Genomic DNA, 12,992 nt, shown 5'->3' with positions numbered 1-12,992 from the left:
ACCCCACCCCACCGTTTCGCGGTGGGTTTGCTCCCGCCTGTTTGTGGGTCCGCCTGGAGTCGGTGGGGGTCCTGTCCCGCCGCTTCGCGGCGGATACCTCCCACCCACCCGCCCGTTTACCCCGCAACGTCCAGCGGGGGTAGGAGCCCCGCCTGGCGGCGCACGGCAGCTCCGCCCGCCCCTGCGCGCACCACTCGGCGCGGGCGCCCTCCCCGCCCCCCCGCAGCCGTCTGCCCCCGTCCCGTCCCGTCCCGTTCGGTGCGGGCCGGCACGGCAGTCCGTCCGCCCCTACCCGCCCTGCTCGGTGCGGGGTGAACGGGTGGGTGGGTGGGATGGATCCGCCGCGAAGCGGCGGTTCAGGCTGCCGCAGGCAGCGAGAGCCAACGAGCCCGGCACGGGTCCCCCGGCAGTCCGCCCACCGCCGCGCGGGCGTCCGCCCGCCCCTACCCGCCCCGTTCGGTACGGGGTGAACGGGGGCGGGTGGATGGGAGGGAGGCACGGTGGGAGGGAGGCACCCGCGGCGGGGCAGGAGGCAGGGCGGCGTCCGGCTTCGGGGTGGCTAGCCCTCCGTTCCCAGGTGGCGCTCCGCGAACTCCAGTTCCAGGGCCACCTGCTTGATGCGTTCGTCCACGACCAGTGACCCGTGGCCCGCGTCGTACCGGTACACCTCGTGGGTCGCCCCGCGGGCGGCGAGGCGGTCGACGTAGTTGTCGATCTGGCGGATCGGGCAGCGGGGGTCGTTGACGCCCGCCGAGATGTAGACGGGGGCCTTGACGTCGTCGACGTACGTGAGAGGGGACGACGCGGCGAAGCGCTCGGGGACCTCCTCCGGCGTACCGCCGAGAAGCGTGCGGTCCATCGCCTTCAGCGCTTCCATCTCGTCGTGGTACGCCGTCACGTAGTCCGCGACGGGCACCGCGGCGAGGCCGACCGCCCAGGAGTCGGGTTGCGTGCCGAGGCCGAGGAGGGTGAGGTACCCGCCCCAGGAGCCGCCCGACAGGACGAGGCGGGCGGGGTCGGCCAGACCCGAGGTCACCGCCCATTCCCGCACCGCCGCGATGTCCTCAAGCTCGATGAGGCCGACGCGGTGCTTGAGGGCGTCCGTCCACTCCCGTCCGTACCCCGTGGAGCCGCGGTAGTTCACGCGGACCACCGCGTACCCGTGGTCGACCCAGGCCGCGGGGCCGGCCGCGAAGGAGTCGCTGTCGTGCCAGGTGGGGCCGCCGTGCACTTCGAAGATGGTGGGCAGGGGGCCCGAGGCGCCTTCGGGCCGCTGCACGAGCGCGTGGATGCGGCCGCCGGGCCCGTCCACCCACACGTCCTCCACCGGCACGGACTTCGGTGCCTTCATGCCGGGCGGGTCGAGGACCACGCCACCCGTGGTGGAGCGGACCACCGGCGGCTGGGCCGCCGACGACCACATGTACTCCACGCTGCCGTCGGGGCGTGCCGTCGCACCTGACACGGAGCCCGCGGGCGTCTCGATGCGCACCAGTCCGCCGGAGGCGAAGTCGTAGCGGAAAAGCTCGCCCCGCGCCTCGAAGTCGTGCGAGATGAGGAGCGCGGAGCCGTCCGGGTACCACTCGGCGCTCACGTCGCCCGGCAGGCCGAGCGCGAGGTCGTTCTCCTCGCCCGACGCGACGTCCCACACCATCGGCTCCCAGCGCCCGCGCCGCTGGTGTCCGACGAGGAGACGCGTGTCGCCGTCGACCGGCGCGAAGCCGAGGACCTCCAGGCCCAGCTCGACCGTGCCGCCCTCGGTGTCGTCGAGCTCGGCGACCGTCGAGCCGTCCGGCCGGATCACGCGGAGGGCGGAGTGCATCGCGTCGCCGTGCTCCGTGTGCTCCATGGCGATCAGCGTGCCGTCGTACGAGAGATCGCCGACGCCCGCCGACTCCCGGTGGCGGTACACCTCGACGGGGCCTGTGGACTCCGGACGTACGACATGGATCGTCGAGCCGTCCTCGTCCGTGGAGCGGCCGACGACCACCGTCGCGCCGTCCCTGCCGAGGGCAAGGCCCGCGGGGTACGAGGCATCCAGGCCCGGCACCGCCGGCTCGTCGGCGCCGCCGCCGAAGGGCTGGCGCAGCCACACGCCGAACTCGTCGCCGTCCTTGTCGTCGAACCACCAGATCCACTCGCCGTCGGGCGACAGCGCGCCGTCCGTCGTGCCGTTCGGCCGGTCGGTCACCTGGCGCTGGGTGCCGGTCGTCCTGTCCCACGCATACAGCTCGTACGTCCCCGTCGCGTTCGACACGAACAGGGAGCGCTCGGGGGCGTCCTCCGCCCAGTCGGGCAGGGACACCCGCGGCGCCCTGAACCGCTTCTCCCAGTCCGGCATGGCACCCGTCACACCCGCACCCGTCACGTCCGCGCCCGTCACACCCGCACCCGTCACGTCCGCGCCCGTCGCGCTCGTCGCACCCGTCTCGCTCATGCCCCCCATACTGCCTGGCCCCGCCGACAATCCGCTGGCGGGAGTCCCCAGCCTGTGGATAACTTTTCGACCATGTACTCCCCGACGCCCGCCGACTGGCGCGAGATCAACCGCAAACGCTGGGACGAACGCGTCCCCCTCCATCTCGCCAGCGACTACTACGACCTCGAAGCGTTCCGCGCGGGCAAGGACCCCCTGCGCGAACACGAGCTCGCGGAAGTGGGCGACGTACGAGGAAAGTCCCTGCTGCATCTGCAGTGCCACATCGGCCTGGACACCCTGTCCTGGGCGCGGCACGGGGCGTCCCGCGTGGTGGGGCTCGACTTCTCCGAGCCCGCGGTCGAGGCGGCCGGCGAGCTCGCCGCCGAGCTGGGCCTCACTCCGGAGCAGGCCGTTTTCGTCGCCGCCGACGTGTACGACGCGGCGGAGGCGGTGCCCGACTCCTCGTACGACATCGTCTACACCGGAGTGGGCGCGCTCGGCTGGCTCCCCGACATCCAGCGCTGGGCGGAGACGGCCGCTTCACTGGTGGCGCCCGGCGGCTTCCTCTACCTCAACGAGTTCCATCCGCTCACCGACGTCCTGGACGACGCCACGGGCTCCCGCATCGAGCACGACTACTTCGCGCGGGACGCCTGGATCGAAGAGACACCCGGCGGGTACGCGGACAACGTCACCCCCACCGTCCACAACCGCACTGTCGAATGGCAGCACCCGATCGGCGACGTCGTCTCCGCGCTCGCCGCCGCGGGCCTGCGCATCGAGTTCCTGCGCGAGCGCGACGAGACCCTCTTCGCGCGGTTCGGCGCGCTCGAACTCCGCGACGGAACCCACCGGTTCCCGAAGGACCGGCCCCGTATCCCGCTCATGTACTCCCTGCGGGCGAGCAAGGACCGGGCCGAGTGAGCGTCAGGGCAGGGGCGACGGCGGCCGCAGCCAGCCCTCTCGCCGGGGCGCGAACTCGCCCAGCTTCGTCCAGTCCCAGGCCTGCAACACCTCACGCCCCCGGTCGTCGTCCGGCTTGATGACGGCGACGACGACATCGGACGTGTGCCGGGTGAGGAGCAGCATCCGCAGTCGGGAGGCGACATCCGAGCCGCGCTCGGCGGGCGTCACCATCAGCTCGCTCAGCAGGAACACCCGCCCCGACGCGGTCTGTTCCTCGACCTCGGGGGGCAGGACGCCGCGGAAGCTCTCCCACCACGCGCCGCTGCGCTCGGCGCGGTATCCGTAGAGACAGCCGACCAGATCCGCGGCCCCGGCCACGACCATGTCGAAGTCGGTCTGTTGTACGTCGTGCTCGAAGCGGCGCAGAAAGTCCCCCCGGTTGCCGTACTCGGCCCCGGTCATGCCGCGACAAGCCTCTACGTAGAGGTCGGCAACGGCCTCGCGCTGCTGCTCCGCCTGCCAACGGCTCAGCCGCCGCAGGAACACCTCTGCCATCTGCGCCTCCCGCCCCGCCCCGCTGAGGGCGACTCCCCCTACACCCTGGACTCCGCATGGTGACAGCACGGGCGGGGGAGGGGAACGGTGCATCGGATCGGACCCGGGGGGATTGAGTTGGAGACCATTGGGCAGGCGGTCTGATGACGTACCGGCCGTTGCCCTCCGAGCGAAGGTGAACTAGTGAGGACCTCCACACAGTTGACTGCAGCATCCACACACGAGGAAGCGCCCGCTGCGGCCCTCTGGGAAGAGACGTCCAGCAGCGAACTGCCGTGGGTCGAGGATGCGGGGAGTGTCGCGCCCAAGGACGCGCGGGCCCTGTCGAAGATCTTCTTCGACCGGCTCCAGTTCCTCGAAGAGGGCACGCACGAGTACCAGTACGCACGCAACACCCTGATCGAGATGAACCTGTCGCTCGTGCAGTTCGCGGCCGCCCGGTTCCGCGGCGGCAGTACCGACGTCGACGACATCGTTCAGGTCGGCACGATCGGTCTGATCAAGGCCATCGACCGCTTCGAGCTCGCCCGCGACGTCGCGTTCAGCACCTTCGCGCTGCCGTACATCACCGGCGAGATCAAACGGTTCTTCCGCGACACCACGTGGGCGGTGCACGTGCCGCGCCGCCTCCAGGAGCTCCGTGTCGACCTCGCCAGGGCCAAGGAGGCGCTGAGCGCCGAGCTGGACCGTGAACCCACCGTCAGGGAGCTCGCGGACCGCCTCGACCTCACCGAGCAGGAGATCAACGACGGCCTCGTCGCCTCCAACGGCTACACCGCGGGCTCCATCGACGTCCCCCTCAGCCAGGACGACGGCTCGCAGGGCCGTGACTACGCCGACATCCTCGGTGAGGACGACCCCGCGCTCGACCTCTTCGAGGACCTGCACGCCCTGGCGCCCCTCGTCGAGCAACTGGACGAACGCGAGCGTCACATCATCGAGATGCGCTTCGGCCAGGAGATGACGCAGGCGCAGATCGGCGAGGTGCTCGGGGTCTCCCAGATGCACGTCTCGCGGCTGCTGACGCGCACCCTCGCCAAGCTGCGTTCAGGACTGCTCACCGAACACTGAGCCTGCCTCACTGGACTCACCGACCTCACAGAACCCACCGACCCCACTGAGCTCCGCTGTTCGGCAGCTTCAGCGCAGGCGGCGGGACTTGTGCGAGCGCACCCTCAGTCGTACGTCGGCGGTCAGCGCGCGCGGTGCCGTCGCCGCCCTCGCCTCGGCCACCGTGTGCCGGGCGAGGTGCTGGAGCACCGCCTCCGGAGAGCTGTCCGGGAGCAAGACCAGCGTGATGCGGGCGCGCAGCCGCCGCGTGTTCCCCCACAGGCTCACCTGGGCTTCCGCCACGCCGTCGACGGCACGCGCCCGCTCGGCCATCGCCGCCGCCAGCGCGGGCCCGGAGAGGGTGACGTCGGGCTGCCCGAGTGGCAGTTCCCGCAGCAGCCCGCCGCGTACCTGCGCCACGGCCCAGCCCAGGAACAGGAGTACGCCGACGGAGAGCGCGCCGACGACCAGCGGCGTCCACCACCCCTGATCGCGCCACCGGCCGAGGTCCCGCCCGTCGAGCCACACCCTGTCGGCGTCAAGCCGCGGCCAGCCCGAAGGCAGCCGTTCGCGGACGACGTCCGTGGCGGACGCCAGCACGGCTCCCGCCCCGATGAGCGCCACGGCCACGCAGAGCAGCGCCGTGCGATTGGCGCTGCTACGGAGTCTGCTCATCGGTCACCGCTCTCCGGAGCCGAGCCGTCGTCCTCCGGAAGTACCGGTATCGGAGCGGGAGCGGGAGCGGGAGCGCGCCAGGCGGGGTCGGGCCGCAACCGCACCCGGAGCCGCAGCGGACGAGCCACCCCACAGGCGGCGAGAGCCCGGTCGGCCGCTTCGGTCAACGTCTGGAGGGCAGCCTCCGGTTCACCGAAGGCGAGCCCGGCCCGTACGCGCGCCCTGCGGCGGCCGACACGGACCTTCACGCGCGTGACGCCGGGCAGTTCCGACACGGCGTCCCGGAGCAGCGACGCCGCCGCACCCCGGTCGAGGACGGCGTGGACGTCCGGCAGCGGTGTCCGCATGGGGAGCCGGCCCCGGCCGCCGGGCGTGACGGCGAGGACCAGCAGCCACACGCCGAGGCAGAGCACGCCGAACGCCGCCGCCGCACCCGGCCAGGCGCCGGCGGCCGGGCCGTGCGTGGTGAGCCGGTCCATCAGGTCGGCCCGCCACCGGGCGGGCGGGCGACCGGCCGCGTGCACGGCCAGCACGTCGTACAGGAGGACACCGCACACCGCGGCCGCGGCGAACGCCAGCATCGCGACGGGCAGCCGCCGTTGGGACCACGGGCGCCGGGCCCGGCCCCCGCCGCCCTCCGGCACCGATTCCCCCGCCCCCGCCCCCGCCCTCGCCTCCACTTCAGTCGCAGCCTCTGCCGCCGTCTCCGACCGCGGGCACAGCTCCCGTACCCGCACCCGTGCCGAAGGCACGGCGAGCCCGGTGAGCCGCGCCGTACGGTCGGCGACGTGCGACCGGACGCGTTCGCCCGCGTCGTCGAGCACCGCGGGGTAAGGCAGCGTCACGGTGACGGCGACCCGGGCCCGGCGCCCGCGTACGGAAGCCGAACTCCGGGTCGCGCGGACCTCACCGGGTGCGAGCGCCTCCGTCGCCGCTCGCTCGGCGATGCGGCGCACCGCGCGGTCGGCGACGGTCGTCGAGCCGCGGTCCGCCGCGGGCGTGCTCATCGCCGCCCCCTGTCACGGCCGCTGAGGAAGCCCCGTATGTCCGTGCCGTCGTCGACGAGGCGACCCGCGACGAACCCCACCGCGCCGAGTGCGGCGACCAGGAGGAAGGCACCGAAGCCGCCGAACCACCCGGCGAATCCCAGGGCCATCCCGGCGACCAGGCCAACCAGAGCTGTGCTCACCACTCACCTCACACCACAGAAGAGGACATCAGTGCCGAAACCGTCGACCAGGGGGCGCTTACTCGACGCGCGTCTCGCCGGTGGAGTCCGAGCTGTCGTCATCCGGCAGTCGTACGTCGTTGACCGCCACGTTGACCTCGACGACCTCCAGTCCGGTGATGCGCTCCACCGCGGCGATGACGTTCTCGCGCACGTCGTGGGCGACATCGGTGATGGCCACGCCGTACTCGACGACGATGTCCAGGTCGATCGCGGTCTGCCGCTCGCCGACCTCGACCTTCACCCCGCGCCCGACGTTGGGACGGCCACCGGGGACGCGGTCGCGGACGGCTCCGATGGTGCGGGAGAGCCCGCCGCCCATGTCGTACACGCCCGGTATCTCGCGCGCGGCCGTACCGGCGATCTTCACCACCACCACATCGGCGATGGAGGTCTTCCCGCGGGTCGCGGCCGGCTCGGTGGCCCCGGTGCGGCCCGTCACGGTGGTGCTGCCCGGCACGGCCTGGTGCGGGGCACCGGTCAGGCCCTTCTGGTCGCCGCTGTCCGCGGCAGTCTTCGAAGTGAACTCCTGAGTCGCCATGAAGGCATCTCCTCGTCGTCAGGGACTACTCGCTGTCCGCCTGCTGTCCGATCCGCTCACGGGGGCCGGGTGCCCGGTTCGTTGCTTGTCTGACACCGGTACCGGGGATTCGTTACGCGGCCCGGTGGAATTTCTTCTCCGGGCGACCCACACACCCGCGTCGCGTAACGCGGGCGCTCGCCGTGTGTCGTAGGAGTACGACCTGAGTGAGAGGAGTCGCGTGTGCCGGGCGACCGGGACAGAGCGCTGGACGAGGCGGACGATTCCTCGCGGCACGACGACGGGCTGCTGGCGGTACGGGCCGCGGAGGGCGACGAGGAGGCGTTCGAGCAGCTCGTGCGCCGCCACGCCCCCGCACTGCTGCGGCTCGCGACGCGGCTGCTGGGCAGCCGGACGGAGGCCGAGGACGCGGTCCAGGAATCCTTCGTGAGCGCCTGGCGCAAGGTGCCGGAGTTCCGCAGGGACGCGCAGTTCGGCACGTGGATGCACCGCATCGTCACGAACCGTTGCCTGAACGTCCTGCGGGCGCGGCGCCCCGCCGTGGACCTCGGCGAGGTGCCCGAGCCGCAGGCACCGGAGCACGAGGCCTCACCGGCACGGGTGGCCGAGGCGCACGCCGCCGTGGCGGACCTCGGCAGGGCGATGGAGGGGCTCTCTCCGGAGCAGCGCGTGTGCTGGGTGCTGCGCGAGCTCAACGGCCTCCCCTACGAAACCATCGCTGAGACGGTCGGCATCAGCCCGGAGGCGGTACGGGGCCGCGTCTTCCGGGCGCGGCGCTATCTCACGGAGGCGATGGCCGCATGGCGTTGAACGAGGAGAACGAGGAGAACGAACTGCGCGAGGAGAACGGACCGCATGAGGAGAACGGACCGCATGAGGAGAACGGACCGCATGAGGAGAATGAACTGCTGCCCTGCGGCCACGACGTGTGGAGCGTCTGGGAGCGCGCGGAGAACGGCGAGAGCGATCCGCACACCGGGGCCTGCCCGCACTGCACCGAGGCACTGAACACGCTGCGGAGCCTGGAGGACGTCGTCGCCGCCGCCCGCGACGAGGACCCGCGCGAGCCGGAGCCGGACGCCTCCGCGCTCGTGGGCCGCGTCATGGACATAGTGCGCCTCGAACTGCGGCCGGGCCGCACGCTGCCGCTGGGCGAGGAGGACGAGGACGCGTGGATCGTGGAGGCCGCGGCGGCCCGTACCGTCCGCGCCGCCGCGGAGTCCCTGCCGGGCGTACGGGCGGGCAGCTGCCGTATCGAGGCGCTCACTCCGGAGAGCAGCACGAGCAGCACGAGCAGCACCGGCGCCCCGGCAGGAGACAGGCCGCGCGGGCCCGTGCGCATCCGCACGGAGGTGGAGGTGGCCCTCACCTGGAACCTCCAGGACGTTGCCGAGCGGGTCCGCCGACGCGTCCTGGAGGCGGTGGACGCCGAGCTCGGCATGAAGGTCGCGGCCGTCGACGTGACGGTCGCCGACATCATCGACGACAGCGTGGAAGGGCGGCACCCGTGACGGAAAGACGTGATCCCCGTGTACTGGCCGACGCCGTCCAGGAAGCGGTGCTCGGCACGCCCGGAGTCGCTTTCCTGCGCCCGGGCATCGCCGAACTCCTGCGCACCGTCACCCCGCTGACCACCCGCTCCTCGGCGGTGCGCGTCACCCGCGACAAGGCCGCCGCGCGATGGCACGCCGAGATCCACGTCGTCCTGCGCGGCGGACACCGGGCCGTGGACGTCACCCGCGAGGTGCGCGCCGCCGTGACGGGGACGCTGATGCGGATGACAGGGGAGTCGAAGCCCCCGAGGGTCTCGGTCACGGTGACCGGCCGCGTATGAGGTGAGTACGAGTATGAGGTGAGTACGTGTAAGGGATGAGTACGCGTGAGGGATGAGCCTGGAGGCGACTAGGAGAATGTCACTTCGCCCGAGGTGGCGGCGAGGGCGGTCGTCTCGGCCGTACGGGAGTCCACGGACGACATCGCCACGGTGACGTTGGCCCTCGTGTCCTTCGTGACCTCTCCGGAGAGGGCGTGCTCCCAGCGGTGGGCCCTGGCGCTGCCGTCACAGGTGCCGTCGAGAGTCCGCTCCTGGGAGGTGCTCGTCGTCGCCGTCTTCGGGACGGGCAGGCCGCCGACGCCGATCCACTGGTAGATGCCCTTCACCGCCTCGACCTCGTCCGCGTCGAGCTCTCGCGTCCGGTGAGTGCGGACCGTGACCTTCAGCCGTACGGGCCCTTTGTAGCCCTCGCACGTGTACGTGCCGGCGACGGCCGCCTTCGTCCCGCCCGCGCCGAGCCGGGCCGTACGCTCCAGGGTGACCTCGTGCCGGTCGGCGGCGTTCGCCGCGCCGGGCGTCAGAGCCGTGGTCACGGCCACCGCTGACACGAGAACTGTCTTCAGGAATCGCTGCACCGCGGGGACCGGCCCTTCCGGGATGGAGAGTGGGGTACGGCCCCATGGAACCCCGTGTCGGCCGGCCTGGCCGGTAGTACACGGGTACGGGTCACACGGTCAGCGGTACGCGGGCGACGATGCGCTTCCCGCCCTCGGAGAGGCGTGTCACGGTGACGTCGTCGGCGAGGCGGCACACGGTGGGCCACCCGTGTCCGCCGCTCACGAGAAGACCCGTCCGGGGGCGGGTCACCGGGACGGCGTCGCTGCTGTCCTCGACGGTGATCTCGACGGAGCCGGACCTTACGCGGCATTCGAACCCGCGCAGACCGCCGCCGTGCCGGAGCGCGTTGGTGACCAGCTCCGAGGTGACCAGGACCGCGTCGGCGACTGCCATGTCACTGGCGTATTGGTGCCCCTGGCGCAGCACCGCGCGCACGACGTCCCGGGCGGCGGCCGGACTGCGGGGGCGGGCGAGGATGCAGGTTTCCTGCGTACTGTCGGTAGTCACAGCACCATCACTCCCACCGATGTTGTGGGGACTGTTCCTCTTCGGCTGCCCCACGAGTGCGGCCCCACACACGGCGATCGGGTGGTTCGCCCCGTTCGTACCGAAACGCGCGGTGGCCGCACACGGAAATCCGTGGCGGCCACCGAACAGGGTGTGCCCAGGGGTCAGAACATGAAGTCCAGGCCCAGACCCGCGTGCCCGTGGTGGTGGTGCCCGTGGTCGTGGTGCCCATGACCGTGGTGCCCGTGTCCGTGGTGCCAGTCGTCCCAGTCCCGGCCGTCGGCCTGCTGGGCGGCCGGAGCGGCGGCGGTGGCGGGTGCCGCGACGGCGAACGCCGGGACGGCCAGCGCGGCGGTGCAGGCGGCGACGGTCAGGGCGCGGGATATGCGCTTCATACTCAGACCCTTCGGTGTGGGTGTGGCGCACGCGTCTGTGCCGCGTGCGCGGACGCTCACCACGCTGAGGGGTCCTGCGGGGTCCTGCCTGCCGGGCGCCGCTGCTCGAGTGACGCGTCACCGGGGCGGGGGGAAGGCACCGTCAACGATGTGCGGGCCTTCCCCGGCAGCGCCCCGAGGCAGAGCGGGGTCCCTGGATCAGTGGTTGTGCGCGCCGTTGCCCGAGAGCAGCGGGATGTCCTCGAGGATGTGCGACAGCGGCTCGTCACCCTTGGCCTGCGTCGAGTTCTCGACACACTGCTGCATCTGCGGCGCCGAGAGGATCGGGATGTCCTGCACGCCGACGTTGACGAGGGCCACGATGTTCTGGATGTTGGCCTTGACCGGGAGGCCGACACAGAGCTTGTTCAGCGAGCCCTGGATCAGGGTCATCTGCGGGCTCATGTTGCCCTTGGTGGCGGAGTTACCGAACGCCTGGCCGGCACCGTTGCCGCTGACGGATTCGGTGCTCGAGTCGTCGCCGATGGCCATGGCCTGCGGAGCCGCGGCGGCGGTCATGCCGGCGGCGGACAGGGCGATGGCGGCCGTTGCGAGCAGCTTCTTCATGGTGAGGGATTCCCTTCGAGTGAGGCTCCACTCCGGAGCCGCATCGTGACAACTGAGCGACGGGGCGGGAGTTGCGGCGATTGAGCCGTCCGGTGGATAAGTGTGCTGAATGGCAGTCATGTTCGCGGCGCATTGCGCGACGCTTATGCCGCGCAGGGCGCGGTTTCGTCGAGCACTTCGGCAGGAACGAAGACGGAGACGCCCCGAATCTCGATGAGGAAATATGACTGACCGCACAGGGCCATGGCAGCGGCTAGGTGTCATTCCACCGAGCAGACAGCCCCCGGAGTGCCGCACCGACCCCATCTACCAATCTCTGCTCAGGAGTTGGTACGCGCAGGGAAAAACCATTCCGGGCCGTCCTGATCCCGAGTGGCGAAGACTGGTCGAGCGCGACCCCTGGCCCCGGAATTGAGACCCGGAATGGAGACAGAACAGCGGGCCGCCAAGGAGGAGGATGGCGGCCCGCCGAGAGGTGCTCGGTGTCAGTTGTTGCTGACGCCGTTGCCGGACAGGATCGGCAGGTCCTCGAGGATGTGCGACAGCGGCTCGTCGCCCTTGGCCTGCGTCGAGTTCTCGGTGCACTGCTGGGTCTGCGGCGCCGAGAGGATCGGGATGTCCTGGATGCCGATATTGACCAGGCCGACGATGTTCTGGATGTTGGCCTTCGCCGGCAGGGCGATGCAGGGCTTGTTGAACGAGCCCTGGATGAGCGCCATCTGCGGGCTCATGTTGCCGTGCGTGGCCGAGTTGCCGAACGACTGCATGGCGTTGTTGCCGCTCATGGTCTCGGTGCCGCCGTCGTTGCCGATGGCGAGGGCCGTGGGCGCGGCTGCGGCCGACATGCCGACGACGGAAGCCGTGACCGCAGCTGCGGTCATAACCTTCTTGATCACAGGTGTTCCTCTCTGAGTTAGCCCCGTCCTCGGAGCACCCTGAGCAACTGCCGCGGGCGTTGGGGGTTGCTGAAATTCACTCCTATGGCCCAGTGATCGGCCTCTCGACGGGTATGAATCGCCGATCTGTGAATAATCACACCGTCATTTCCGCGATGCGATTCCGTGAGCCGTTCCGTCGTCCTGTCGACCGCAGACGATCCGATGGAGTGAATGCGCGGAACTAAACGTGGGGTGGGGAGTTGAGCAGTCCGCAGTAACGTGAGCGTCTGCCCCAGAAAAGGAACCACAAATGCTTAAGAAGGCAATGGCAATGGCAGCGGCCGCGGTGGCCGTGGCCGGTATCGCCTCCCCCGCGATGGCCGTCGGTGACGACACCGGTACCCAGTCGATGAGCGGCAACGGTGCCCAGCAGTCGTTCGGTAACTCCGCCACCAAGGGCGACATGAGCCCGCAGCTTTCCCTGGTCCAGGGCACGCTGAACAAGCCTTGCATCGGCCTCCCGGTCAAGGCCAACATCCAGAACATCGTTGCCCTCGTCAACGTCGGCATCCAGGACATCCCGATCCTCTCGGCGCCGCAGACCCAGCAGTGCACCGAGAACTCGACGCAGGCCAAGGGCGACGAGCCGCTGTCGCACATCCTCAGCGACCTGCCGATCCTGTCCGGCAACGGCGAGCACAACGGCTGATCTGCCGCGCTGTCGAGACTGCTCGGGCCGCCCGCCCTTTTCCTCCTCGGGCGACCCGGGCTTTCTCATGCGGTGGGGCAACTTCTCTGTCTGCCCGGCCATTTCACCTGACGGTCGCATCCGAGTGAACT

The 12,992-nt window shown here is 70.9% G+C and carries 17 protein-coding genes; 6 read left to right on the top strand and 11 right to left on the bottom strand.

The genetic code is table 11. The annotated features are described in order from the left end of the window. Positions 1 to 559: 559 nt before the first annotated feature. Positions 560 to 2,341, bottom strand: a complete 1,782-nt coding sequence (locus tag AB0N81_RS19770; RefSeq protein ID WP_365360081.1) for a prolyl oligopeptidase family serine peptidase — start codon at positions 2,339 to 2,341, stop codon at positions 560 to 562. 168 nt (positions 2,342 to 2,509) lie between these two features. On the opposite strand from AB0N81_RS19770, the gene AB0N81_RS19765 reads away from it, so the two are divergent. Beyond that, positions 2,510 to 3,343: a class I SAM-dependent methyltransferase gene (locus tag AB0N81_RS19765; protein WP_365359912.1), complete on the top strand. Its 834-nt coding sequence runs from the start codon at positions 2,510 to 2,512 to the stop codon at positions 3,341 to 3,343. Between the two features lie 3 nt (positions 3,344 to 3,346). Here the strand turns inward: AB0N81_RS19765 and AB0N81_RS19760 are convergent, their stop codons facing one another. Further along, positions 3,347 to 3,880, bottom strand: a complete 534-nt coding sequence (locus AB0N81_RS19760; RefSeq protein WP_365359910.1) for a hypothetical protein — start codon at positions 3,878 to 3,880, stop codon at positions 3,347 to 3,349. A 270-nt stretch (positions 3,881 to 4,150) separates the two neighbouring features. Between AB0N81_RS19760 and AB0N81_RS19755 the strand changes: the two genes are divergently transcribed. After that, complete coding sequence (locus AB0N81_RS19755) at positions 4,151 to 4,951, top strand: RNA polymerase sigma factor SigF (protein WP_365360079.1); 801 nt, start codon at positions 4,151 to 4,153, stop codon at positions 4,949 to 4,951. A gap of 69 nt (positions 4,952 to 5,020) precedes the next feature. Here the strand turns inward: AB0N81_RS19755 and AB0N81_RS19750 are convergent, their stop codons facing one another. The 4 genes from AB0N81_RS19750 to AB0N81_RS19735 are packed head-to-tail and all read right to left on the bottom strand — an operon-like array spanning position 5,021 to position 7,374. Next, positions 5,021 to 5,605, bottom strand: coding sequence for an alkaline shock response membrane anchor protein AmaP (locus AB0N81_RS19750; RefSeq protein WP_365359909.1), 585 nt, complete (start codon positions 5,603 to 5,605; stop codon positions 5,021 to 5,023). Next, entirely contained in the window at positions 5,602 to 6,612 is a 1,011-nt protein-coding gene (locus tag AB0N81_RS19745; RefSeq protein WP_365359907.1) for a DUF6286 domain-containing protein, read from the bottom strand. Before AB0N81_RS19745 ends, AB0N81_RS19750 begins: the two co-directional genes overlap by 4 nt. Further along, the gene (locus AB0N81_RS19740; protein ID WP_365359905.1) at positions 6,609 to 6,794 is read right to left on the bottom strand and encodes a hypothetical protein; all 186 of its coding nucleotides are present in this window, start codon (positions 6,792 to 6,794) and stop codon (positions 6,609 to 6,611) included. Before AB0N81_RS19740 ends, AB0N81_RS19745 begins: the two co-directional genes overlap by 4 nt. 58 nt (positions 6,795 to 6,852) lie before the next feature. Further along, positions 6,853 to 7,374 carry an Asp23/Gls24 family envelope stress response protein gene (locus AB0N81_RS19735; RefSeq protein WP_365359903.1) on the bottom strand — a complete coding sequence of 174 codons (522 nt, stop codon included), beginning with the start codon at positions 7,372 to 7,374 and terminating at the stop codon, positions 6,853 to 6,855. A 222-nt stretch (positions 7,375 to 7,596) separates the two neighbouring features. Here AB0N81_RS19735 and AB0N81_RS19730 point away from each other — a divergent pair, with 222 nt between their 5' ends. Genes AB0N81_RS19730 through AB0N81_RS19720 form a run of 3 tightly spaced genes read left to right on the top strand, consistent with a single transcriptional unit; the run spans position 7,597 to position 9,208 of the window. Next, positions 7,597 to 8,184, top strand: a complete 588-nt coding sequence (locus AB0N81_RS19730) for a sigma-70 family RNA polymerase sigma factor (protein WP_365359901.1) — start codon at positions 7,597 to 7,599, stop codon at positions 8,182 to 8,184. Continuing rightward, on the top strand, positions 8,175 to 8,885 hold the full coding sequence (locus tag AB0N81_RS19725) for a hypothetical protein (RefSeq protein ID WP_365359899.1): 711 nt from the start codon (positions 8,175 to 8,177) through the stop codon (positions 8,883 to 8,885). Before AB0N81_RS19730 ends, AB0N81_RS19725 begins: the two co-directional genes overlap by 10 nt. Continuing rightward, positions 8,882 to 9,208, top strand: coding sequence for an Asp23/Gls24 family envelope stress response protein (locus tag AB0N81_RS19720; RefSeq protein ID WP_365359897.1), 327 nt, complete (start codon positions 8,882 to 8,884; stop codon positions 9,206 to 9,208). Before AB0N81_RS19725 ends, AB0N81_RS19720 begins: the two co-directional genes overlap by 4 nt. A gap of 68 nt (positions 9,209 to 9,276) precedes the next feature. On the opposite strand, the gene AB0N81_RS19715 is transcribed toward AB0N81_RS19720, so the two are convergent. From AB0N81_RS19715 to AB0N81_RS19695, 5 genes are all read right to left on the bottom strand, one after another. Next, on the bottom strand, positions 9,277 to 9,747 hold the full coding sequence (locus AB0N81_RS19715; protein WP_365359895.1) for a hypothetical protein: 471 nt from the start codon (positions 9,745 to 9,747) through the stop codon (positions 9,277 to 9,279). A gap of 127 nt (positions 9,748 to 9,874) precedes the next feature. Next, entirely contained in the window at positions 9,875 to 10,273 is a 399-nt protein-coding gene (locus tag AB0N81_RS19710; RefSeq protein ID WP_365359893.1) for an ATP-binding protein, read from the bottom strand. A gap of 164 nt (positions 10,274 to 10,437) precedes the next feature. After that, the gene (locus AB0N81_RS19705; RefSeq protein ID WP_365359891.1) at positions 10,438 to 10,668 is read right to left on the bottom strand and encodes a hypothetical protein; all 231 of its coding nucleotides are present in this window, start codon (positions 10,666 to 10,668) and stop codon (positions 10,438 to 10,440) included. Between the two features lie 198 nt (positions 10,669 to 10,866). After that, positions 10,867 to 11,274 carry a rodlin gene (locus tag AB0N81_RS19700; protein WP_365359889.1) on the bottom strand — a complete coding sequence of 136 codons (408 nt, stop codon included), beginning with the start codon at positions 11,272 to 11,274 and terminating at the stop codon, positions 10,867 to 10,869. Between the two features lie 485 nt (positions 11,275 to 11,759). Next, the gene (locus AB0N81_RS19695) at positions 11,760 to 12,170 is read right to left on the bottom strand and encodes a rodlin (protein ID WP_365359887.1); all 411 of its coding nucleotides are present in this window, start codon (positions 12,168 to 12,170) and stop codon (positions 11,760 to 11,762) included. A 292-nt stretch (positions 12,171 to 12,462) separates the two neighbouring features. Between AB0N81_RS19695 and AB0N81_RS19690 the strand changes: the two genes are divergently transcribed. After that, positions 12,463 to 12,861: a rodlin gene (locus tag AB0N81_RS19690; RefSeq protein ID WP_365359885.1), complete on the top strand. Its 399-nt coding sequence runs from the start codon at positions 12,463 to 12,465 to the stop codon at positions 12,859 to 12,861. The last annotated feature ends 131 nt before the right edge of the window (positions 12,862 to 12,992 follow it).

The sequence above is a fragment of the Streptomyces sp. NPDC093510 genome (genome assembly GCF_040683555.1).
Taxonomy (GTDB): Bacteria; Actinomycetota; Actinomycetes; order Streptomycetales; family Streptomycetaceae; genus Streptomyces.
This window is presented reverse-complemented; position numbering and strand designations above follow the sequence as displayed.

Coding starts and splice junctions, on each gene's coding strand:
- AB0N81_RS19735 (WP_365359903.1), bottom strand. CDS start 7,374: ATGGCGACTCAGGAGTTCACTTCGAAGACTGCCGCGGACAGCGGCGAC.
- AB0N81_RS19700 (WP_365359889.1), bottom strand. CDS start 11,274: ATGAAGAAGCTGCTCGCAACGGCCGCCATCGCCCTGTCCGCCGCCGGC.
- AB0N81_RS19750 (WP_365359909.1), bottom strand. CDS start 5,605: ATGAGCAGACTCCGTAGCAGCGCCAATCGCACGGCGCTGCTCTGCGTG.
- AB0N81_RS19705 (WP_365359891.1), bottom strand. CDS start 10,668: ATGAAGCGCATATCCCGCGCCCTGACCGTCGCCGCCTGCACCGCCGCG.
- AB0N81_RS19745 (WP_365359907.1), bottom strand. CDS start 6,612: ATGAGCACGCCCGCGGCGGACCGCGGCTCGACGACCGTCGCCGACCGC.
- AB0N81_RS19760 (WP_365359910.1), bottom strand. CDS start 3,880: ATGGCAGAGGTGTTCCTGCGGCGGCTGAGCCGTTGGCAGGCGGAGCAG.
- AB0N81_RS19725 (WP_365359899.1), top strand. CDS start 8,175: ATGGCGTTGAACGAGGAGAACGAGGAGAACGAACTGCGCGAGGAGAAC.
- AB0N81_RS19770 (WP_365360081.1), bottom strand. CDS start 2,341: ATGCCGGACTGGGAGAAGCGGTTCAGGGCGCCGCGGGTGTCCCTGCCC.
- AB0N81_RS19690 (WP_365359885.1), top strand. CDS start 12,463: ATGCTTAAGAAGGCAATGGCAATGGCAGCGGCCGCGGTGGCCGTGGCC.
- AB0N81_RS19765 (WP_365359912.1), top strand. CDS start 2,510: ATGTACTCCCCGACGCCCGCCGACTGGCGCGAGATCAACCGCAAACGC.